The organism is Levilactobacillus brevis ATCC 14869 = DSM 20054 (genome assembly GCF_001433855.1).
GTDB classification, from domain to species: domain Bacteria; phylum Bacillota; class Bacilli; order Lactobacillales; family Lactobacillaceae; genus Levilactobacillus; species Levilactobacillus brevis.
The window spans coordinates 88,457-111,816 of record NZ_AZCP01000002.1; the positions used below are offsets into that span (position 1 = coordinate 88,457).

Genomic DNA, 23,360 nt, shown 5'->3' on the forward strand with positions numbered 1-23,360 from the left:
TGGTTACTGATTGTCGGTCGTTTGATTGGTCCAAATCGCCGTATCGTCTAACTGATCCAAGATTGGCTTGATGGCACTACCCTGAACTGAAATGTGCCCCATGACTTCATCATCGGCTTGTTGCCGCAAGTGATAGAAAGTAAAGTGCCAATTATCCTTAATTTGCCACTGCGTCCGTATCGCATCCAATTGATTGGCGGTGAATGACGCCGTAACAGCTGGCGTTAATAATTGAGGTTCAGCTAGTGGCATGCCCGCAATCGCGCGGAAATGCTCCGCAAATTCATCTACCGTAGCAGCGACGTCAAAGACATACCCCGCTTCACTAGGCGCTGGCACAATCTTCTTCACATAAATGGCCCCACTACTCGTCAAGTAAAAGGCCACTTCAAAGACCCCAACGTAATCCACGTGTTTGGCCACTTCACCGGCAATTCGGTGAATTTCACCGGCAACAGCATCATCTAACTGGGCTGGCACCCAAGTCCGTTGTACCTGATCACCGTCAGCCTGAACTTCCGTGATTGGGAAGACTTGTTGATTTCCTTCTTGGTCACGAGCCACTAGGATAGAGTATTCCCGATCGTAAGCAATCTGGGATTCTAAAATGTAAGTTCCCCAATCTAGCAAACCAGCTGCTTTGGCAATATCGGTTTGTGTCTTAATCACCAGTTCACGGCCGCTGGACCATTCTTTTTGGATTGGCTTCAGTACGCACGGATACCCGATAGAGTTCACTGATTGATAAACATCATCCAAATTGATGATCGTCGCATAGGGGGCAATATTGACATTTAGTTGTTCAAAGAAAGCACGCTCTAGCAACCGGTCTTGCATCATTTCTAGCATTTCGGTTCCTTGAGGAATTTGCGTATACTGCGCTAAAAACTTCACCGTGCTCGTGTTAACTTGTTCGGAATCGTAGACGATCGCCGCACAGCTTTCCGCAAAGTGCTGCAGCTTATCGCGGTCCTTATTTGACCCAACCGCTTTAAAATCTGCCAACTGTAACGCTTCACTCGTCTCATCGGCACCGTAAGCACCCACACGTAAGCCCATTTTTCGCGCCGTCGTCACCAACATCGCTGCGTTAGCACTATTGCCAATGACGCCAATCGTGTCGCCTGGATATAAGACCGTGTTCGCCAAATTTATTCCCTACTTTCTCACATAAAATTTTCTTAGATTAAATGATGTCACTCCACTAACTATTTTAAAGTTTCACCAGTCGTTAAACAAGTTAGAATCGCCTAATCTTGAGCAAAAATTACCTGACCAGCTTCAAACGATGCAATGCTAGCCAGCGCTTCGAGTTGAATTCCGGCGTCGGTCACCATCTGATGACCCTTTTGGAACCGTTTCTCAATCACGACGCCAACGCCGGCAACCGTAATTTGGGCCGTTTTGGCAATGTCGAGTAACCCTTGCACAGCTTGTCCATTCGCTAAGAAGTCATCAATAATTAACACGCGGTCGTCAGCCGCTAAGAAGCGGCGATCAATCGAAATTTCATTGGTGACCTGCTTCGTGTAGGAATAAACCTTAGCGGTGTACAAATTATCCGTTAAGGTCAGACTCTTATGCTTGCGAGCAAAGATAACCGGCACATTCAAGTGCAAGCCAGCCATAACTGCTGGTGCAATCCCAGAAGATTCCACCGTCAGGATCTTCGTAATATGGGCATCTTGGAATCGCCGCGCAAACTCCTGACCAAGCTCATTCATCAATTGGGGATCAACTTGGTGGTTCAAAAAGTTATCGACCTTTAAGACGTTGCCCGTCAGAACCGTCCCGTCTTGGCGAATGCGATCTTCTAAAATTTTCATCATGTGTGACCTCCAAAAAGTATTTTCTCTATTCTACCCGATTGAACCTTAAAAAAACAACGCGTCCGCCCGACATTTATGAATGTTTAACCTAACCAAAGCCCTAACAACTCCGCTAAAACGGTCGTTAGTGCTAAAATACCAAGACTACGAACAGCTAAAATAAAGGTTTCCTTTTTGACTTGCTTTTGGAATAAGCCACGCACATTACGGTAAATGAGGGGCACACTGATCAACGCTAGTAAAGACCACCGTGGTAAATCGCCTAACCATACACTGGCAACGAGTGAGCTGTAGCCAATGACATAGAAACTAGCAAACAACCACAACGCCCCGTTAACGCCCAAATAATAAACAATGGTGGTGCGATTCAAATCGAGATCTTCTTGGGCATCACAGATGTTATTAGCTAATAACAACGCCGCAATGGCCATGACGGCAATCCCTGAGGCTAACAACACGCGTAACATCAAACTGCCAGTAAAGTTTCCCGTTTGATACAAGTTTAGGTACACTGTGATCAGCATAATCATATACCCCATGGTGAACCCGGCAAAAAATTCACCAGTCGGTGTTCCCGATAAGGGGCGTGGCCCACCTGCATACAAGTAACCCACTAAAAAACAGAAAATACCCATGACTAACAATGGCCATCCCGTCTGCCAAACAAGATACAAGCCAATCACTCCGGCGACCCCAGCCATGGTTGCCATCAACCCAAAAATCCGTTTAACTGACAAGCCATTCACGCCAATAATATTAGTATTTTTCTTCCATTCCGCCGCTTGGCTACCAGCTTTGGTATAATCTTGGTAGTTATCATTGATGTCTACAGCCATATTAAATAACAACATAGCGATAAAGAATAGTCCGGTAATTCCCCAGTTAAGTTGACCATAGTTGGCCTGAACGAAAATAACCCCTAATAGAAACGGCCAGACTGAGGCAATTTTGGCTTTAATTTCAACAAGTTCCAGAAAAATTGGTAACGTCATGGTAATCCCCCTAAAATTATGAATTCTGATTTGATGATAACCTTTATTTGACAACGTTTCCACTTGTCGGTAAGATAAATTTTAATGTAACCATTAGTGAGGTGCAAAATGGATCGACAACTTTGGCGGCAATTTCCTCAAGTGGAGCCGCAACTAACCGCATTGCAAGATTACTTATTGCGTACGGTTCAGCTGGACAACCAACCCATTCATCATAAAATATTAGCGCTATTAAAATCCGGCGGCAAGTTGTTGCGTCCCGGTTATTTTTACTTATTTTCAACGTTTGGTAATGCGGCAACTCCAGCCCAACTCCAAGCTGGCGCAGCAGCCATTGAGATTCTCCACGTTGGCACGTTGATTCATGACGACGTGATTGATGATTCACCAACTAGACGTGGCGTCCGAACGATTCAGATGACATATGGGCAACGCAATGCCATCTACGCTGGGGACTTTATGTTTACGGTCTACTTTGACCAAGTATTGAAGTCAACGACGGACCGGTCACTAATTCAAAACCACATCGATGCTATGCACCGCATCTTACAAGGCGAATTGCATCAAATGGATCTAAACTATCGTGAAGACATCACCTTAGATGCCTACCTCAACGAAATTGCGGGTAAGACGGCGGAATTGTTTGCCTTAAGCTGCTATCAAGGCGCGCAATTGGCCGGTGCGCCGCAAAGCGTTATCGACCGTACCCGTGATATTGGCATCGCGATTGGGTGTGCTTATCAAATGCTCGACGATATTTTAGATTACGCCGGTGATCCTAAAAAAACCCAGAAGCCCGTTCTAGAAGACTTACGCTCTGGCGTCTACTCCCTGCCCCTGCTATTGAGCTTATCGCACGCACCACGTGACTTTCATAAGTTGTTAAAGAAAAAACAAGCGATGACTTTAGAGGACATCAAGCACGTCCAAGCATTAGTGGCGCAATATGACGGGGTCGGCGCGGCTAAACAATTGGCCCAAGACTATACTGACCGGGCTTTGACCTTAATTCAGCAGTTACCAGTTGGTTCAGCACAACAGTCATTAGAACAACTGACCCGCCTATTGTTACGCCGCGACCATTAATTGACCTTGGAGATAACAGCGTGCGATTACTAAATTGAGTTATAAGACGTCGTCAATCTTCTTGAATCTCGAATCCGTGATATGAGTAATCAGACTTGTGGTTGGCTTTCACTATGGTTAAAAGATATTTAACGGTCTTGTTCATGCAAACGACCACTGCGACCTTATCCTTTTGGGGATGAGGTCTTTTTGCGTTTCCGAATATCTGGTGTCGAAATGTGCGCTAAAAAGCAGATATTCGCCTTTTGATGCGCTCATTTTTATAAAAAAAGACGCCAGCCTAATCGACTGACGTCCCAAATTTCCTAAGACTTTAATGGCCGCGATCCAAATCATACAAAGCCCGAAAACGAGCATTATTTTGATACAGATCTTGCGGACTCCCTTGCATGTCGAACTGACCATGCTCAATGAAGCGGACCTGATCGACATGGTTAATCCCCGCCAAATGGTGCGTTACCCAGATGATCGTCTTATCATGTAGAACCTTAAAGACGGTATCCAACAAGTGTTGTTCCGTAATCGGGTCCAAGCTAACGGTAGGTTCATCTAAAATGATAATCGGTGCATCTTGGAGTAAGATCCGTGCCAAGGATAATCGCTGACGTTCACCGCCAGAAAAGCGGCTACCGGCCTCTTGAACCTGTGTATTATACCCATCAGGCAATCGGCTAATCAGCTCATCGAGTTCAACCGCCTTGACCGCCGCTCGAACGTCATCATCCGTCGCCTGCAAGTTTCCTAGCCGAACATTGTTCATCACGGTCGTGTTAAATAAATAGGGTTGTTGGTCAAGCACACCAAAGAGTTGTGCCCGTTGCGCCTGTAGTTGATCAATGGACACCCCATTTAAAGTAACCCGACCGCTGTTGGGCTGTTCATCCCCTAAAATCAGTTTCAGCAGCGTACTTTTGCCGGTACCGCTGGGACCCAGTAGTGCCAGTTTTTCTCCGGGATGTAACGTAAGCGATAAATCACTTAGGACTTCTCGTTTGGCCCCCGAATAAGTGAATCGCACATGATCCAGCGTCAAATCGGTAAGCGGCCCAATGGTGGTCTGTGCGACTGGTTGCTCCGGTGTGGCCTCATCCAGACTGTTAACTCGCCGAATTGAATCCTGGTAGACTGGCCATTCACTAACGCCTTGACTCATATCAGCAAAGGGTTCCACGGCCGGAAATAGAGCCAAACCAAACGCCGCTACCCAGTTAGCTTCTGCCTGATTATGCGTGAACGTCACGCCAGCCCACCACACAATTAGAACCACTGCGGCACCAAAAACAAACTGAATGGCAAAGTTCCGCCACCACTGGAAATGGTGGTCAGCCCGCCGCAGGGTGGCAATGCGGTCGATGGGTTGCTCTTGTTGCTGCAAAAAAGCTTGTCGGCGGCCAGAAATCAACCAGTCCCCGAGCCCCAATACGGCATCTGTCAATTGGGTATAGAATTGCCGCTGGACTTGTCGCGCCTGAAATTCACGGCGACCATTTGCGGCGACCGATACTAACGGCATGACAATCACAATGACGCCCAGTAAGATGAGCATGAGTAACCCAAAGGCCCAATTGAAGTAACCAATCCCAACAGCGACAAATAAATACAATAGCCAACCAATCACTAACGGAAAGACCGTGCGCAAATAGAGGTTTTCAATGTGATCAATGTCATCAGCTAGAATACTGAGGACATCCCCCGTTTGATGCGTTTGCCGAATCGCAACGGCTTGCTTTTCCACTGCCTGATACAGGCGCTTACGAAAGTCCGAGACAATCCGCAATACCCAGTTATGACTGGTTAACCGTTCCACGTAACGAAAGGCTGGCCGGCCGATCCCAAAGGCCCGGGCTAGGACAATCGGGACATAAATCATCAAAATATTATAAGGGTGTGTCGCTGCTCGACTAATCAGATAGCCGGAGTTAAACATCAACGCACCACCACAAAAGAACGTCATAAAACCTAAGAACAGCACGAGTACCAATAATTTGCGGTAACGTCGCAGATAGGGCATTACCCAGTGGTCGTGCTTAAAGGTTGTCAAGAAACCCTTCATTTGGTCGTCGCCCCTTCCATCTCTGATCGTAGCCGGACGTAAGCCCCATTGCGGCGTTGTAAGTCGTCAGGTGTTCCCTGTTCCACAATTTTGCCGTGATCCAGAACTAAAATATAATCCATTTCGTTCATCCAGTGAAGCCGGTGCGTGGCAAAGAAAACCACGTGATTCTCAAAGACCGGTAGCATCGTTTGCTTCAATTCAACTTCGGTTTCAATATCTAAGTGGGCAGTCGGCTCATCAAACAATAGAATCCGCCGGGAATCATCCAGAAAGGCCCGGGCTAACGCAATCCGTTGCGCTTGCCCCCCACTGACGCCACGAGCACCTTCGCCAATCGGCGTCGCTAAACCATCAGGTAGACTGGCAATCCAGTCTTGCAATCCGGCTTTATCCGCAGCAGCTGCAACTGCGTCATCACTGGCATCAGGTGCGTAGAAAGCCAGATTATCCCGTAAGCTGGCATGGAATAAATAGGGTGACTGCGGAATATAGACAAAACTGTGCTGCCAAGCCGTTTGATCCAAATGTGGCACGGTCACATCATTCACTGTGATTTGACCGTCACGCGGGCTGAGAAAGCCGCCTAAGGTATTAATCAGCGTCGACTTCCCTGAACCAGAAGCACCAATAATACCAATCTTTTGAAACCCTTGAACGCGAAAGTTCAAATCATGAAGTGTCGGTGCCCCATCACCGTAGCTCACATTGACGTGTTCAAACTGAATCGTGTCGTCTGCCTGCCAAACCGGATTGCGTTCAGGCAATAACGCCCGATCAGTCGGCACTGGCCGCTGTAAGACATCCAAGACCGCTGTTAGGGCATTCTTCCCATTCAACGTCGCATGATAATCATTGGCAAAATTACGAATAGGGGCAAAATAATCGGGTGCCAACGTTAAAATAACCAGCGCTGGCAACAGCTGAATCGTACTATCCATTAACCCAAAACCTAAAAAGACCGCCACAATAGCAATCGATAACGTGGTAAAGAAATCGAGCGCAAAGGTCGATGTCATAGCGATGGTCAGTGTGGCCATCGTTTTCTTGCGATAATCTTCACTGACTTGATAGACGTTATCGGCATACTGTTCATTTAGCCCCAACTGTTTAAGCGTGGGCAGGCCCCGCAGGGTATCCACAAAATGGTTGGAGAGCCGTTGATATCCGGCATATTGCCGGTCGGCTCTGGCTTGTGCTGCTAGTCCCAGAATGATCATAAAGAGAATAATTAAGGGATAGATAGCCAGTAAGAACAGCGCCTCTTTCCACTGAATGGTTGCAATGTAGATCAGGACTAGCCACGGCGTAATCGACAGATCCACCACCTTACCGATAATCATCATCAGATAGGTCTGAATCTTGTCAATGCCCTCTAGCCCCATGGTAACGACATTCCCGGTCCCCTTTTCGGCGACAACGCTGGGGCCAAGGTCAAATAACTTCGCCATAAACTGTTGCCGTAAGGTCTTGGTGCTTTTCTCCACAAAAGGATAGAGGCACCAGTTCTTGAAAACGGTTAATAAATGTCGCGCCAAAAACGCTACCGCAAATAACGCCAAGGGTGTGACAATGGTGCCAACGGGCTGTTGACGCCATAACCGAACGATGGCCACAGATAAGTATTGGGCCTGCAGAATAATCATAATGGCTTGAATGACGGTTAGAATCGTCTCAATCACCATCGCCGGCTTAATACCCGGAAATTTGAAAACACGTTGATCAATCAAAAAAACGCCCCCTCGTAACAAGTGATAACACTAATGCTATGATAGCATTTTTCGCGTGTCAGAACTTGCCGAAGCGGCGTTTTCACTGAATTTTATTTAAGCATTTTGTTTCGGTGACGCTAAACGCTTGTAGAAGACCCAGTAACTCCAGATGAAGTAGATCAAGACGATTGGCAAGATGCTAAAGGTCAAGATGGTCATCAGGTGTAACGTGTACGGGGAGTTCGAAGAGTTCTTGATTAGTAAGGAGTAAGCTGGATTGTTGGCCACCATGACCCGTGGGAATAACCCATTAAAGATCAAGACCACAACGCTAATCAAGCCTAGACCACTACCAATAAAGGACAACCATTCATGATTCTTCAAGACACCCCAGTAAGCTAAGCAGGTAAAGACAACTAACGCGACTACAATGGCCGTCGTGGTCATCGGCTTCTTACTGAAGAAATCCGTAAAGAAGAATAAGAGAATGGCAAAGACGACTTCACCGGCAAAGAGTACCGGATAGAGAACCTTATTCCAAGACAAAGCACGTTCACGCAGTTCACCGGTGGTCTTCAACCGAATGAAGTTCAGCCCATGAACCAGACAGAGGACCACAATGGCCACCCCACCAACGATGGAGAACAGGTTCACGTAATCAAAGAAGTGCGCTGTCATATCGCCGTTCTTATCAATGGGCATCCCCTTAATCATGGATGTAAATAGCATCCCGAAGAGAAAGGCGGCACAGAAACTACCAATCGTACCGGCCCATTCCCAGAAGGTCCGCCAACGCTGAGTTTCCATGTTAGCCCGGAATTCAAAGGAGACTCCCCGGAAAATCAAGGCGGCTAGAATGCAGAATAAAACGAGGTAATACCCAGAAAACAGGGTGGCATACCACATTGGGAATGAGGCAAACATTGCCCCACCAGCTGTAATCAGCCATACTTCGTTACCGTCCCAGTGAGGTCCAATGGAACGGATAACCACGTCACGTTCAGCATCATTTTTGGCAAAACTCTTAATCAACATGCCGACGCCGAAGTCAAAGCCTTCAAGGAAGAAGAACCCACTGAACAAGACGCCAATCAGAATAAACCAGAGTAATTGTAGACTAGTCATGGTTGAACGCCCCCTTTGAATATGGATCAAGCTCGGTATCACTCGTGGCATAGCCATCTGTGTTGTCGACGTCTGGACCAGCCTTCAAAGCTCGATGACTGAGGACGACCATGACTACCCCCATCCCAGCAAACATTAAGAAGTAGACGATGTTACTGGTCAGTAACGAGGCTACGGAAACGTTTGGCGAAACGGCATCAGCGATCGTCAACAGGCCATAAACAATCCATGGATAGCGACCAAACTCAGTGACAAACCACCCAGCCGTATTAACGACGAATGGTAACCAGAGGCATAGTCCCATGATGTATAAGAACCACCGCTGCTTCATGATAGCCTGTGACTTCTTACGGTTCATAATCAATCCAACAATGGCCAATAAGGCAAACAAAGCGCCAGCACCGGCCATAATCCGGAAGCTCCAGAACAAGGTATTGGTTGGGACGTAGTAATTCATATCGCTACCAAACTTCTTGTCATACTTGGCATGTAACTCCTTATTGATGGTGTTCATGCCTTTAACCGTCCCGGTCGTCTTGTGATAACTTAATAAGTTCAAAACATATGGCACGTCGATCGACCACGTCGACTTGTGTTGCTTAGTGTTGAAGGTGGAAACCGCCGACCATTCACCCTTGTTGGTGGAGTCCTTATAGAGCCCTTCCATGGCAGCGAACTTCATTGGTTGATTGTTAATCAGATAACGGGTTTGGAAGTCCCCACTGGCGATAGAACCTAGTGAGAAAATCAACCCAATGACCAAGGCAACGTTCATGGACTTACGGTAGAAGGACACGTGGTCTTTCTTGAGTAAGCGCCAAGCACAGCAGCCGGCAATCACAAACGAAGCGGTTACAAATGCCCCAAAAATTACGTGCGGAAATTCATTCCACAGTTGCGGGTTCCCCACAACTTGACCGAAACTCGTCATTTGGACGTGTCCAGTCTTTTGGTTGATGATGTAACCCAATGGATTTTGCATGAAACTATTGGCAGCCAAGATCCATAAGGCAGACAGTGATGACCCGAACATGACCAACCAAATAAATAACGTGTGAACCCATTTGTTAAACCGATCCCAAGTAAACATCCACATCCCAATAAACGTGGATTCCAGGAAAAATGCGGCGAGGGCTTCAATGGCTAATGGCGCACCGAAGATGTCCCCCATAAAACGTGAGTATTCCGACCAGTTCATCCCAAATTGGAACTCTTGAATGATCCCGGTCACAACCCCAACGGCAAAGCTATACAGGAAAATTTTGCCCCAGAACTGCGCCATTTTCTTGTAATCCTCATCACCCTTGATTGCGTACATCGTTTCCATCACGGCCACGACAAACGCCAGACCGATTGACAACGGTACGAAGAAAAAGTGAAACACCGTCGTCATGGCGAACTGGAAACGGGCAAGCCCAAGGATATCCAGACCCAGATTGAACATTGTTCTAACCTCCCCAATCGTTGTTAGTGTAAATAAATAATTGCTGTCTTGACTTCATTATATCGAGTGATAAGTCAAGTTTCAATGATTGGTTACGAATATCTGCAAAGTTTGTGGTATTTGTGCGATTTTTCACCGCATTTTGTTCGGTCAACTCCGTAACAGATTTGAAAAGGTGTCGCATATCATGTAACCGGTTACTTTAGCGTCCGAAGATTTTTATGCGAGAAATTAACAAACACGTGCTAAAATAAGAGTAACCGAACGAAGTTAAGGAGGCCTTTTGTGATGACAGAAAAAATTCTTGCATTTCAAGCATTAACGCCCGCTCAGACCCGTGAATTGGCGGATCAAGACGTGACGGTCGTCCCCGCTAGTGAGTGGCAAAGTGCCACAGAGATTAGTATCATCTTTGGGTGGAGCCGCCAACATGGTTTGGCAGTCCTCCAAAACCCAGCTAACCAGGTGAAGTGGATTCAAACAGTCAGTGCAGGGATTGATTATCTCCCACTTGATTGGATTCGCGAACACCATATTCAGGTTACTAATGCCAGTGGTGCCTACTCGGGCGCAATTGCCGAATCAACATTGGGCTACCTGCTATACTTCTTACGTGGCTTCAATGAAGCCGTAAAGAATCAGGCTGGTCACTTCTGGCAACAACCGGCTCGGAGTGACTTGGATGTGTTAGCTAACCAGAAGGTCGTTATTTATGGGACCGGGAGTATTGGTCAAGCCATTGCCAACCTGCTAAACGGCTTTGGCAACTACCCATTTGGCGTTAACCGATCTGGGCATGGCGTGACGGGTTTCCAAGGTGCAGTTGCCATGCAAGATGATGCTGACTTGGTCAAGGATGCAGATATTATTATCAATGCGATGCCCGCAACAGCAGAGACCACTCATTACTTTAATGAAGCTTACTTTAACCAACTGAACGGACTCCGAATTTTCGTGAATGTTGGTCGAGGAAAGTCAGTTGATGAGCAGGCACTGATGCACGCCCTACTCTATCAAAACGTCTTACATGCAGCCCTAGATGTTTTCGAAAATGAACCACTACCTAAGGACTCTAAACTGTGGAATTACCCGAACGTCTTAATCACTCCCCACCAAACTGGTTTTGCGCCAGACAACGCCTTACCAATCTTCGATTATCTTCGCGATAACGTTGAAAGTTTTGTGCAGGATGGTTCACTACACGTTAATGTGGCGGATGTGTCACGGGGATATTAATTAATAGGAACGCAAAAGAGATACGATGATTTTATTGATTGAAATCGTCGCATCTCTTTTTTTGTCGCCTTGAAACAACGGACCTTTGTTTACAGTTCACTGCCCATGTACCCGATACCCGGCCTCAACCTGAGCTTTTACCGGCCGCCACCAACTCTCATGTGCACGGTACCAGTCAATGGTTTGCTGTAAGCCGGCTTCAAAGTCGGTGACCTCTGGCTGCCACCCTAGCTCATTGCGAAGCCTTGTTGCATCAATCGCATAACGTCGATCATGCCCCGCTCGGTCAGCTACCCAATCGAAAGCATCGGCAGGCTGACCCATTAGCTTCAAAATAAGGGCTAAAACATCACGATTACTCCGTTCACCATTAGCACCAATCAAGTACGTCTGACCAATCTCACCATGCATCAGAATCTCCCAAACTGCCCGCGAATGATCACTCACATGAATCCAATCGCGTACGTTCATCCCCCGTCCATATAGCTTAGGCCGTCGACCACTTAAAATATTGGTAATTTGACGTGGGATAAACTTTTCAACATATTGGTAAGGACCGTAATTGTTAGAACAGTTCGAAATCGTTGCCCGCAGTCCAAACGACCGGACCCACGCACGAACCAATATGTCGGCACTGGCCTTGGTTGCAGCATAAGGACTGCTAGGATTATACCGGCTATTGGATGTGAACATTGCGGTACTCCCGGTAGAACGTAATGGAAGATCACCATACACTTCATCCGTAGAAATTTGGTGAAACCGCACATTATATTTGTGGCAGGCTTGAAGTAACATATACGTACCCACGATATTTGTCTGAACAAACGGATCCGGATTATGTAGCGAGTGGTCGTTATGACTCTCAGCGGCGTAATGTACCACCGCATCGGTCTGAGAAACCAGTCGATCAACTAACCCGGCGTCAGTGACGTCCCCAACGACTAATCGAACTCGTTCAACTGGCAAATCGGCTAAATTAGCACGATTACCAGCATAAGTTAGCTTGTCGAGCACTGTTACATCAGTCGTTGGATGCTCTCGGACAATGTCATGCACAAAGTTGGCACCTATGAAACCCGCCCCACCAGTAACTAATAAATGCATCGTTCACCCGCTCCTTCTTTCAAAGCTTATCTGACTTCAGTTTAGCCTATCTGATGGTAAAAGAAAACAGCGGAAGCACTTAGCTTACCACTGTTTTCTAAATACCCTCTATTCTGCTTAATAACCGTATCCATAATCACTATTGTTTGTTCCGCTATTGGCGGTTGTTGCATTTGTCCCCGTACTAGAGCTGGAGCGACTCTTACTCTTCGAATTCGTACTACTAAAAACCGCAATTGATCCGGTCTTCTTGTAAGATAAGCTCAAGCCATTACGAATAAAGTTTGTCACGCGTTGGAGTTCGGACTTTTTCATAACTTCCATGCTCTGATCGTTAAGTTCCTTACCAGCCCCTTGTAAATGGGTTTGCTTAACATTCTTAGTGGCTGTGCGATAATCTTTGGCAATCATCGTTAAATCATCAAACGTCAAGTCAGTTTGTGTTTCCGATGAAATTGAGTCAATAAATTCCTGATTTAATAAGGCAGAAACCGAACCCGTTTTATGAACAATAGCCATCAACACAGACCGTTGCCGAGTCTGACGACCATAGTCTCCTTGCGGATCTTTGTATCTCATATCGACATAGGCAAGTGCTTTTTTTCCATTCATATGAGTCTTAATGCCCTTTTTAAAAGTATATCCTAGGTTGCTAAAGCTTAACGTTGGTGTAACGTCAACGCCGCCAACCTTATTGACAACTTTCTTCAAACCACCTAAGTTAACCAATGCATAAAAGTCTATTGGAATATTTAGCATCTTTTGTACTGTCTTAATGGTAGTTTTCGTTCCACCCCATGCATAAGCTGCATTAATTTTCGAAGGAGAATCACTAGTATAACCCGGAATGCTAACAGCTGTATCCCGAGGTACACTTGTCACCGTCGTCTTATTAGTCTTAGGATTGATAGTAACAACCATCATGCTATCAGTACGACCTCTATCACTCCGTCCAAAGCTTCCAGTATCCGTCCCTAACAATAAAATAGAAATCGGCTTTTTTGAAGATAATTGACTCGTCACATTACGCTCCTTGGTTAATCCAGAGGCTTTGAACGAACTATTTACTGAATTTTTCAGGCTTCGATACCTGCTCATACCATATGCTAATCCACCAATAATTAACAACAGAATAAGTACTAATACCGTATTACGAACTGGATGCGTCTTTTTTCTATGTTGCACGTTATCAACCACCCTTTCAGTCTTATCAAAACACCTATAATTACTTCAAATCCGTTTTGAAGTCCTGCAAAGCCTTCTGCCAAGTTGGAATCTCAAACCCTGTTGCCTTAACCTTATTCAAACTCATTACAGAATGCTTCGGTCGATAAGCTTTTTGTGGAAAAGCTGTAGAATCAACTGGCTCAACTTGAACTTGAGTATCCTTTAAAATTTCACAAGCAAAATCATACCAAGAACAACTGTCATCATTGGACAATTGATATAACCCATACGCCAATTTCTCTTCAACCGCGTAACCCATAAATTCAGCCAAAGTTTTTGTCCAAGTCGGCCGACCAACCTGGTCATTAACCACGGTCAATTTATCATGTGTTTGGGCTAGCTTCATCATGGTAAATACAAAATTATTCCCATACTTGCCAAATACCCATGAAGTTCGAACAATGTAGTAGTGACTCATAATTTCTCGAACTGCTTGTTCTCCTTGGTACTTAGCTAAGCCATATTCATTCTTAGGATTAACAGCATCTGTCTCCAAATACATATCTGACTTAGTCCCGTCAAATACATAATCTGTACTGATATATACCAACGTCGCCCCGATTTTTTCAGCCGCTTGGGCCAGATTCCGTGTTCCAGAAACATTAACTGCGTAATTCGCTGTCTTTCCTGGCTCCTCTTCTGCGGCCTCAACCGCCGTATAAGCCGCGCAATCATAGACTACATCTGGTTGATTGCTTTCAAAGTAAGTATCAACTGCCATCTTTTTTGTAATATCCAGTTGCTTGGAGTCCGTAGCCATGTAGTCAACGCCACGTTTGTCTAATAATTGACGGAGTTCTGTTCCTAACTGCCCGTTTGCGCCTGTGATTAAGATTTTCATACTATCAGTTAACTCCTATTGTCCATTTCGCGCATATTTAGCTTCAACTTCCGCCTTTTCTGCTCGCCACCAGTCTTCATGCGCCTGGTACCAGTCAATCGTATGCTGTAATCCCGTCTCAAAGTCAGTATATTCAGGTTGCCAACCCAAATCTTCACGTAACTTAGTCGAATCAATCGCATACCGTAAATCGTGGCCCGGACGGTCTTTCACCTGGTCATAAGCATCGCTAGGCTGCCCCATTAACTTCAAGATAAGCTCCAAAACATCTTGATTATTCTTCTCACCATTAGCACCGATCAAATAGGTCTCACCAATTTCACCTTGGGTTAAAATCGTCCAGACAGCTCGTGAATGATCATTAGTATGAATCCAATCTCGCACATTCTTACCCGTACCGTATAGTTTCGGACGAATTCCACTTAGAATATTGGTAATTTGCCGAGGAATAAATTTCTCAATGTGCTGATATGGGCCATAATTATTTGAACAGTTAGAAATAGTAGCTTTCAGACCAAACGATCGAACCCAAGCACGAACTAATAGATCGGAGCTAGCCTTTGAAGACGAGTATGGACTGCTAGGTCGATATGGGCTATCCGGTGTAAACTTCTCACCAATACCCTCACCGTGGCCCGGCAAGTCTTCACGTAACGGTAAATCTCCATAGACTTCATCCGTTGATACATGATGGAACCGAACATCATGATTACGACAGGCCTGAATCAATGTATATGTGCCAACAATATTAGTTTGGATAAATGGCGATGGATCTAGTAATGAATTATCATTGTGACTTTCGGCCGCATAATGAACAACCGCATCAGCCTTCTGAACCAACCGATCTACCAACTGAGCATCACAAATATCTCCAACAACCAATTCAACTCGGTCGGCCGGTAGCCCGGCTAGGTTAGCCCGGTTACCTGCATATGTCAATTTGTCTAATACGGTAACATGCACTTCCGGATGATTGGCAATAACATAATGAACAAAGTTAGATCCGATAAAGCCGGCACCACCGGTCACAATCAAATTTTTCATGACTTCCTCCTAAATTTCGCCATAAACAAATGGATTATCCTTTTCGAACTCAGCAAAAGTCGGCTGTTGTGCATCCTTTTCAGATGTAATTGCTTGATCGAAGTCGATCGGCCAGTCAATATTTAACTCAGCGTCCTTAAACGTGATACCGCCATCAGCATCAGCATCGTAATAATTGTCACACTTATATAAGAAATTTACGTTATCTGTTAACGTTACAAAACCATGAGCATAGCCTTTGGGTACTAATAACTGACGATGATTACTTGCGGAAATGATGTACCCTTCCCATTGCTTATATGTAGGTGAGCCCTTTCGAACATCCACAATCACATCAAGAACTGCCCCGCTAACAACGCGAATCAATTTCGTTTGAGCTGCTTGCCCCCGTTGAAAATGCAAGCCTCGCAAAACCCCTGCCTGTGCTGATAACGAGTGGTTATCTTGAATGAAGTTGAAGTTAATACCCGCAGCTTTAAAATCACGATCTGAATAAGTCTCTGTAAAAAAGCCACGATTATCACCAAAAATAGCTGGTTCAATAATCTTAACATCCTGTAGTTTTGTTTCCGTTATTTTTAGTCTGCCCACAATTAATCCCTCCCGATTAGTCTTAATAAATACTGTCCATAATCATTTTTCTTTAGTGGCTGTGCCAATTCATAAACTTTATCGGCATCAATATACCCCATCCGATAAGCAACTTCTTCCAAACACGCCACCTTTAAGTTTTGCCGCTTTTGAACGGTCGCAATGAAACTACCAGCAGCCTGAAGTGAGTCGTGTGTTCCTGTATCTAACCACGCAAAACCCCGTCCCATCAGTTCAACATCAAGTTGATCTTTAGCCAGATAAACTTGATTAATATCTGTGATCTCCAATTCACCACGAGCTGATGGCCGAATATTCTGAGCGATGTCAACCACTTGGTTATCATAAAAATACATGCCAGTAACCGCATAGTTACTTGCAGGATGTTTGGGCTTTTCTACGATCGACTTGGCATGCATATTCTCATCAAAACTCACCACCCCAAAACGTTCAGGATCATTGACATGATAACCAAATACTGTAGCCCCTTGCCTTTTTTGTGCAGCACGTTGCAACATTTCTGACAAGCCACCACCATAGTAAATATTATCGCCCAAAATTAAACAAACTGAATCATCACCGATAAATTCTTTACCGATAATAAAAGCTTCGGCTAATCCATTGGGATTCTTTTGGACAGCATAAGAGATATTCAAGCCAAGATCATGACCGTCACCGAACAAATCCTCAAATCGTGGTGTATCTACTGATGTGGAAATGATTAATATATCTTGAATTCCAGCTAACATAAGTGTTGATAAGGGATAATAAATCATTGGCTTATCATAAACTGGTATCAGCTGTTTAGAAACAGCCTGTGTGATTGGGTATAGTCTGGTACCTGACCCCCCCGCAAGAATAATCCCTTTCAAGAGATAAACATCCCCTTTCATAAATGCCAGTGCATTATCGTTTTACCAAAAGCATGAGCTTGATCATGTTCAAACGCCTGACCAATATCATCAATTGATTTTATGTCTCTTACTGTGTCAACCAATATGCCCATTTTATCAACAAGTAATGGGTTCTTGGTCAACATATTCATCACTTCAATGAAATCACTTCTTGAGGATCTACTACTTCCAACAAAAGTTAATCCTTTTTGTAATACCATACGTGTATTTACTGGAACATTTTCCTCACTAACACCCATCAATACGCTTGCACCTTCTGGCTCTAAACTATTAATAATTTGGTCGATTGCCATCTGACTTCCTAAACCACCTGTAGCTTCTATTGCTTGATCGATCCTTACATTTTCAGGAATATTATCCGTTAAAAAGGTTCTATCTACAAAAGAAAAATAATTTAACTTAGCTTGATGGTGTCCAAAAACATAAACCTTAGACTCCGGATAAATGCACTTTATCAATGCTGAAACCATATATCCCAGATTTCCATCTCCCCAAATTCCAATTACACTATCACTTATATCAGAAACCCTGCTTAATCGAGTTATTCCTTGATGCGCTACTGTTAACATTTCTGCGAAAGCAACTATCGTATTCTCTAATCCATCAGGAATTTTTACAATTCTCGAAATATCAGAAATTATATACTCCTGCATAAGTCCGTCATAATTAGATGATCTGAACTTTGTGCTCTCAAGATAATTCTCCTCAATTAATTCATCCTTCTCAACCGGCAAACTGGGAATAAATATTACTCTATCTCCAATAGAAAATTTATCATCTGAAGTAGCAACTACTTTTCCAATTCCTTCATGAATTAAGGCCATAGGAAGCTTTTCATTAATTACTTCTGTTCTCCGTTTGAAGGAATAATACCGCTGATCTGCATGACAAATTGAAAGATAAGTTGGCTTAACAACGACAGATTTTTCATGAATTTTTTCTGAAACAACAAATGATTCAAACTTTCGTTCCGATACCAACCTATAGACCTGATTAAGCATAATTATTACCTTTCCCCGACCAATAGCTCAGCCATCTTTAAATCAAATATCTTTGTGATTTTAAAGTTAATCGATTCGCCCTCAACCATCTTCACTGAAGACGTATCAGTTAGCAAAAAGATCTTTGCAGCATCAGTTAGTATGCTCTTCTGGTCTTCCGACAGCTTAGCATAACCACTTTTTAGTTTCTTTATATTAAAAGTTTGAGGTGTCTGTCCTTGATACATTTTCTTCCTATCAGGGATACTTTTAATCAAATCATTTGCTAGATTTCCTTCCACTATTGTATCTGTCGCAGTTATTACTGTATCCGCAGCACCGTATTTTTTTGCAGCCTTAACATTTTCTTCAATTATTTTACTGCTTACAAAAGGACGGACTGCATCATGCGTTACGATTATATCTTCATCATTCAACCCAAAATTATTTTCTATAAAGTCTACCCCATTCATCAATGTCTGATTACGATTATTTCCCCCCTTTACAATACTAATTTTCCGTAGCTCGTCCTCCGAAAAAAATTTTTTAAATAAATCGCTTGTATATCTCATCCATTGATTAGGCACAACAATTAAAATTCCTGAGAAAAAAGGCTGCAAAAGGAACTTACTAGTCGTTTGAATAATGATCGGCATACCGCCTAAATTCAAAAATTGCTTTGGTAGAGCGGTATTCCCCATTCTAGTTCCCTTTCCTCCGGCAAGTATTTCTGCATAAATCATATAACACACCAACTTTCTACTAATATTTTGATAACTCCCTCATCACAAGAATCCCAGAAAATATTGACCTCCTACTTAAAGATGCATAAATAATAATAGCTATACTATATACAACAAAAGCTAATTCAATGGAAAAATTCCAATTTAAGAACATAAATCCAAGCACAAAAGTATTTTCAATTATTATGTCTTTAACACAATGAACAGAAATTCTCTTAGAAAGAACAACCTCAGAAATACTACTTCTAATCCCTAAAACTATAGCTATCGAGAAAACAGCAAAATCTATATTATGCAACATATAGATACTAATTACTGTTAGTGCAAAACTGATCACCAAAGAAACTATATTAATGACCATTAAGGTTCCTTCCATTCTGAAATTTTTCATAAAGGTGTTAGATAACACCTCAAACTTTCCTTGATAAACCATCATCGGCATCAATACTGCCGCGTAATGCAAAGTATCTACATACTGTGGCAACCAAATTGGAATAATCAATCGGATTGGAAAATAAAGAGCCATTGCCATATATAAAAATGGTAATAATACCGATTTTATCCCGGTGTAAACATCTCTGGCTATCTGTTTTGTTCTTCTTAATGCTGGGAATAGCACCAAGCTCACAGCATTAATAAAAACCATCAATAAATTGGCAATAGAAAGAATCAACGATATTTTTCCAAATATAGTTACCGACCATCTCTGCTGAATACCAAATCTAATGATCCCAATTATTAGCATGGCTGTGGAATTAGCAACCATAAGCTTAAACCCCGCGCTAACATTGTATTTAATTTCTACTGCAGCTTTTTTAAAATTAAGAGTAGACTTTGTCTCTTTGAAAACTTTCCGTAATTGAATAAAGCCTGAAATCACTGTTGCAATCTGGGAAATAATATATGCAGCAATCATGTACTGATAGTTAAAAAGATGGAAAAGTAATATAACAAATATTAAAGAGAGATACATTAGCGACTGTGCACTTAGATTTATAGCGTATTCTCGAAAATTTCCAGTAGATTGCAATATCATCGTGATCCAAGTCCTTACATTCGCAAAAAAGACTGTTAATCCCAAAGACATAAAAATAAATCTATAATAGTCCACATGAGAAATTCCAATACAGATTACGAACAACCCAATAACCGCATTGAAGGTCATAAAAAGTACTGTTTCTGCTTTAAGAGAAGGTGCATCAATTTTTTCAGCCTGTTGTCCACCACGCCTAAGAAAAAGGCCATCTGCCCAACCAAAATGTAATACTCCTACATAACTTGCATAAAAAACATATAGTTGCCAAAAACCATATTCTCTTACTCCAATGAATCTAGGTATAATCAAAACGATCAATGCGGACACTAGTATACTTAAAAGGTTTGAAAAAAGCGTATACGACATATTTTTTATAAGTCTCACTCGCTCTCACCTTCAATTAAATTATTCTTGCTTCTCTTGAATAATAATCTGTAGAAAAAGTACATTTCAATCACCTGAAGGAGCATACCTACCGAGAACGCTACTGAGTAGAAAGTATCATCGAAAAACTCAAAAAGAAGAGAGTATGAAAAAAATCCATAGCATACCAATGAAAATACTGAAAGGGTTCCCTTATTAATTGAATTCATATTCTCAAAATACATAAATCCAAAGAAAATTCCCAATCCTGCGGACAACATCAAAAGGCCGACGGTGCCAAAATCGGCATAGTATCTCCTAAAACCGGTAAATACATTTCCTATCCAGACCCCGGTCGGAGAAGCAACCCATTTAAATGTTGTGATCTTATTTGGTGTGAATAAACTGTATAAACTAGTGAATGTTTCTTGTCCTAACTTATGTTCCCCCAGTACTCCAGACTTTAGATACAAGTCAAAACTTTCAATCGGCCCCCCTAGGTATCTAGAAATATACTGAGCAAAATTATCTGTACTCGTACGACCCAAAAAACCTTTGAGCAAATAGAAAAAAGGGATTACTATAACTACCCATTTCGTTCCTTTTAAAATGACTCGATTAGCAGTAATACTATTACGTGTGGTATACATTTCCATAAAGTAACTACAAATAAATACAAATACAAATACACGAAGTAGCTGCAGTCTTCCCCCCATAAGTAGCGATTGAATCATATAAATGATAATTGGAAATAAATGAAAGTATCCTCCCTTATCTTTTTGTATAACCTTCCTATATAAAAAAATAAATAAAACAATAAAACTTGCCGACATAGTTCCTTTCAACAATTGGCTTAACCATACCGATAGGGTTACCTGACTAGCATTCACAGACATTGCGGTATTTCTATAATACGAAATGATTGCACTTAATGAACCTCCAGAGAAACTTCTTAACTGTCTATAAAGTAATAGAGTTGCCACTGCTTGGAGTAACACGGTTACAATAGAAAAATACTTAAGCCCCGTACGAATTTCATATCTCGTATTTTTAACTACGTTTTTTTTAATTGAAGGAGACATAGTAATTTTTATGTTAGAAATCACCACTCCTAAAATAAATGATAGCGTTCCACCAATAATTAAAAAAATTGTTTTCCAGCTTAAGGAAACTAGCCATAAAGATTTTGAATACCACAAAGCAAATAGTCCAATTAAAAATCCAAATGAAAAAATATTTACCGGATTCAGTATTGTGGCTTTAAACGCAGAGAATGATAGTAAACTAATCAAAATAAAAAAGAGAATTAGGAAAAACATTAATCAAACTTCACCCACTTTTTATACGTTCCAATCATAAAAACTATATACATGCTAAACATTCTCAGGAACTGTTTTCGTTTGATTCTATTTTTCAGTAAGTACTCTACCCCTTGTACCCCTCCTTCAACAATCACATTCAATAACTCATTATTACTATCGTATTGTTTAAGAATCTGGTAACTTTGATCAAGAGTTACCCCCAAGGTTTCAGCCCTTTTTGCCGGCGCTAATTTCTTTAGTAGCTCCTTAGCAGAAAGCTTATACCACATTGAAGCACTGACATTACCGGAAAATCTACGATACTTAACCAGTTTATCTTCTAAATATTCGATATTTCCAAGTAAAACCGCTGCCTTTGCTAAATAAGCATCATGTGGGTGTCCTGATGTAATAACGTTTTTAGTTATATTTATTTTTAAGAGTAGGTTTTTATTGAACATTATTGTATTTCCCCAAACATACGCATTAGCAAAAAAAATAGCTTCACTTGGGTGTGGCACTAATCCAATTTGTGCATTTGCATCATTTAAAATTACATTAGCCTTTTCATCGATAATGGAATAATTACTATAAACTAAGCAAGGACAATTATTTCCATCTAATCTTTTTTTCTCTGTAGCAAGGCGCGCATCATCCCAAATATCATCTTGATCAGAAAGCGCAACGTAATCATAATCCACCCCAAAATCTCCATTCTTTGTACGATTCAGCAAAACATAAAAATTTTCATACGCACCGTGAAATTCTGTTGTATTGTGAGTAACTGATATTCGGGGTTCTGTCTTTTTCATTTTTTCAATAATCTTCATCGTTCCATCAGTTGAACCGTCATCTTGGATAATTAGCTGCCAGTTATGATAGCTTTGATTCAGAATGGATTCTATCTGGGATTCAATATACTTTTCACCATTGTAAACTGCCATTAAAATTAAGATTTTAGATTTCACAATATTATGCTCTCTTTCATACGTTACCTAGTTGATAATATTTTTTTTAAAGACACTAGCATCACTGCCACGTTAATAAAGCAATAAATATAATTAAAAACATAAACCTTATTCAAAAGTACTGATATCAACAACAACGGTTGAACCATTCCAGTAATGCTAGTTAAGTTCAATCCTATAACTCTCAAAAGACCATAATTTTCTTTATCTGCCAAAGCGATTATATTATCAGACATTCCTAATTCGCCCTTTGCCTTATGCATTACTAACCTAGGGAAAAGCTCCGCCATTCCAGAAATGGAACCAAGTATGATTTGCATGTATGCAAATTCCGACTCTAAATTATTAAATGCATAAACTCCCGAAGAAAAGAATAATAAAAACATTGCCGCATATCCACTCATTGCATCAAAAACCGATCCTAGTGGAGTGGAAATCCCTCTAAATCTTGCTATATTTCCATCAACACCATCTAAAAGATTCCAAAGGAAAAATAATGTCCATCCTATAATCCCGCCTAATAACCCAGTTGAACCAGACAAAACAACTGCGGCAATTATAACCTCAATAGTAGAAATTACTGATACCGTATTGGGTTTTACATGAAATACTAAAAATGGAATGGTCAAACAGTAAGATAGTGGGCGACCAACGTAAAATGCAAAAAAATCTTTCTCGGCCTTTCTCTTTTTTTCTTCGGTCATAGTTTTCTGTAGCTCGTGATAGTATGACATTCTACTGCTCCTATTGTTCTATTTTCTAACTGATCTT

The 23,360-nt window shown here is 42.3% G+C and carries 21 protein-coding genes; 2 read left to right on the forward strand and 19 right to left on the reverse strand.

Annotated elements, in window-relative coordinates; genetic code table 11:
• Positions 1 to 3: 3 nt before the first annotated feature.
• The 3 genes from FC61_RS03710 to FC61_RS03720 form a co-directional block, all read right to left on the reverse strand.
• Positions 4 to 1,155, reverse strand: a complete 1,152-nt coding sequence (locus FC61_RS03710; protein WP_052256037.1) for an ATP-grasp domain-containing protein — start codon at positions 1,153 to 1,155, stop codon at positions 4 to 6.
• 95 nt (positions 1,156 to 1,250) lie between these two features.
• Positions 1,251 to 1,826: a xanthine phosphoribosyltransferase gene (locus tag FC61_RS03715; RefSeq protein WP_011668337.1), complete on the reverse strand. Its 576-nt coding sequence runs from the start codon at positions 1,824 to 1,826 to the stop codon at positions 1,251 to 1,253.
• A gap of 86 nt (positions 1,827 to 1,912) precedes the next feature.
• Complete coding sequence (locus tag FC61_RS03720) at positions 1,913 to 2,821, reverse strand: 1,4-dihydroxy-2-naphthoate polyprenyltransferase (RefSeq protein ID WP_021742723.1); 909 nt, start codon at positions 2,819 to 2,821, stop codon at positions 1,913 to 1,915.
• Positions 2,822 to 2,929: 108 nt separating this feature from the next.
• On the opposite strand from FC61_RS03720, the gene FC61_RS03725 reads away from it, so the two are divergent.
• On the forward strand, positions 2,930 to 3,907 hold the full coding sequence (locus FC61_RS03725; RefSeq protein ID WP_021742722.1) for a polyprenyl synthetase family protein: 978 nt from the start codon (positions 2,930 to 2,932) through the stop codon (positions 3,905 to 3,907).
• Positions 3,908 to 4,220: 313 nt separating this feature from the next.
• On the opposite strand, the gene cydC is transcribed toward FC61_RS03725, so the two are convergent.
• The 4 genes from cydC to FC61_RS03745 form a co-directional block, all read right to left on the reverse strand.
• A complete protein-coding gene (gene cydC / locus FC61_RS03730) occupies positions 4,221 to 5,960 on the reverse strand; it encodes a thiol reductant ABC exporter subunit CydC (protein ID WP_021742720.1) in 1,740 nt (579 codons plus the stop codon).
• Positions 5,957 to 7,690, reverse strand: coding sequence for a thiol reductant ABC exporter subunit CydD (gene cydD / locus FC61_RS03735; RefSeq protein ID WP_021742719.1), 1,734 nt, complete (start codon positions 7,688 to 7,690; stop codon positions 5,957 to 5,959). Before cydD ends, cydC begins: the two co-directional genes overlap by 4 nt.
• A 96-nt stretch (positions 7,691 to 7,786) precedes the next feature.
• Positions 7,787 to 8,797: a cytochrome d ubiquinol oxidase subunit II gene (cydB, locus tag FC61_RS03740; RefSeq protein WP_021742718.1), complete on the reverse strand. Its 1,011-nt coding sequence runs from the start codon at positions 8,795 to 8,797 to the stop codon at positions 7,787 to 7,789.
• Complete coding sequence (locus FC61_RS03745; RefSeq protein ID WP_021742717.1) at positions 8,790 to 10,241, reverse strand: cytochrome ubiquinol oxidase subunit I; 1,452 nt, start codon at positions 10,239 to 10,241, stop codon at positions 8,790 to 8,792. The genes cydB and FC61_RS03745 overlap by 8 nt, the downstream gene beginning before the upstream one ends.
• A gap of 288 nt (positions 10,242 to 10,529) precedes the next feature.
• On the opposite strand from FC61_RS03745, the gene FC61_RS03750 reads away from it, so the two are divergent.
• Positions 10,530 to 11,477, forward strand: coding sequence for a phosphoglycerate dehydrogenase (locus FC61_RS03750; protein WP_021742716.1), 948 nt, complete (start codon positions 10,530 to 10,532; stop codon positions 11,475 to 11,477).
• A gap of 96 nt (positions 11,478 to 11,573) precedes the next feature.
• Here the strand turns inward: FC61_RS03750 and rfbB (FC61_RS03755) are convergent, their stop codons facing one another.
• The 12 genes from rfbB (FC61_RS03755) to FC61_RS03810 form a co-directional block, all read right to left on the reverse strand.
• Positions 11,574 to 12,581, reverse strand: coding sequence for a dTDP-glucose 4,6-dehydratase (gene rfbB / locus FC61_RS03755; RefSeq protein ID WP_021742715.1), 1,008 nt, complete (start codon positions 12,579 to 12,581; stop codon positions 11,574 to 11,576).
• 117 nt (positions 12,582 to 12,698) lie between these two features.
• The gene (locus FC61_RS03760) at positions 12,699 to 13,778 is read right to left on the reverse strand and encodes an LCP family protein (RefSeq protein ID WP_042516723.1); all 1,080 of its coding nucleotides are present in this window, start codon (positions 13,776 to 13,778) and stop codon (positions 12,699 to 12,701) included.
• 28 nt (positions 13,779 to 13,806) lie between these two features.
• A complete protein-coding gene (rfbD, locus tag FC61_RS03765) occupies positions 13,807 to 14,649 on the reverse strand; it encodes a dTDP-4-dehydrorhamnose reductase (RefSeq protein WP_021742713.1) in 843 nt (280 codons plus the stop codon).
• Between the two features lie 15 nt (positions 14,650 to 14,664).
• Entirely contained in the window at positions 14,665 to 15,693 is a 1,029-nt protein-coding gene (gene rfbB / locus FC61_RS03770; RefSeq protein WP_021742712.1) for a dTDP-glucose 4,6-dehydratase, read from the reverse strand.
• A gap of 9 nt (positions 15,694 to 15,702) precedes the next feature.
• The gene (rfbC, locus tag FC61_RS03775) at positions 15,703 to 16,284 is read right to left on the reverse strand and encodes a dTDP-4-dehydrorhamnose 3,5-epimerase (protein WP_021742711.1); all 582 of its coding nucleotides are present in this window, start codon (positions 16,282 to 16,284) and stop codon (positions 15,703 to 15,705) included.
• A 2-nt stretch (positions 16,285 to 16,286) separates the two neighbouring features.
• Complete coding sequence (gene rfbA / locus FC61_RS03780) at positions 16,287 to 17,156, reverse strand: glucose-1-phosphate thymidylyltransferase RfbA (protein WP_035465026.1); 870 nt, start codon at positions 17,154 to 17,156, stop codon at positions 16,287 to 16,289.
• 17 nt (positions 17,157 to 17,173) lie between these two features.
• Positions 17,174 to 18,199, reverse strand: a complete 1,026-nt coding sequence (locus FC61_RS03785) for a ribitol-5-phosphate dehydrogenase (RefSeq protein WP_021742709.1) — start codon at positions 18,197 to 18,199, stop codon at positions 17,174 to 17,176.
• A gap of 5 nt (positions 18,200 to 18,204) precedes the next feature.
• Positions 18,205 to 18,921 (reverse strand): IspD/TarI family cytidylyltransferase, encoded by a 717-nt coding sequence (locus FC61_RS03790; protein ID WP_021742708.1) that lies wholly within the window; start codon positions 18,919 to 18,921, stop codon positions 18,205 to 18,207.
• Positions 18,922 to 18,940: 19 nt separating this feature from the next.
• Positions 18,941 to 20,341, reverse strand: coding sequence for a lipopolysaccharide biosynthesis protein (locus FC61_RS03795; protein ID WP_021742707.1), 1,401 nt, complete (start codon positions 20,339 to 20,341; stop codon positions 18,941 to 18,943).
• Entirely contained in the window at positions 20,338 to 21,639 is a 1,302-nt protein-coding gene (locus tag FC61_RS03800) for an O-antigen polymerase (protein ID WP_021742706.1), read from the reverse strand. Before FC61_RS03800 ends, FC61_RS03795 begins: the two co-directional genes overlap by 4 nt.
• Complete coding sequence (locus tag FC61_RS03805; protein ID WP_035465024.1) at positions 21,639 to 22,589, reverse strand: glycosyltransferase; 951 nt, start codon at positions 22,587 to 22,589, stop codon at positions 21,639 to 21,641. The genes FC61_RS03800 and FC61_RS03805 overlap by 1 nt, the downstream gene beginning before the upstream one ends.
• Positions 22,590 to 22,612: 23 nt before the next feature.
• Positions 22,613 to 23,293 (reverse strand): CDP-alcohol phosphatidyltransferase family protein, encoded by a 681-nt coding sequence (locus FC61_RS03810; RefSeq protein WP_042516769.1) that lies wholly within the window; start codon positions 23,291 to 23,293, stop codon positions 22,613 to 22,615.
• Positions 23,294 to 23,360 lie beyond the last annotated feature (67 nt).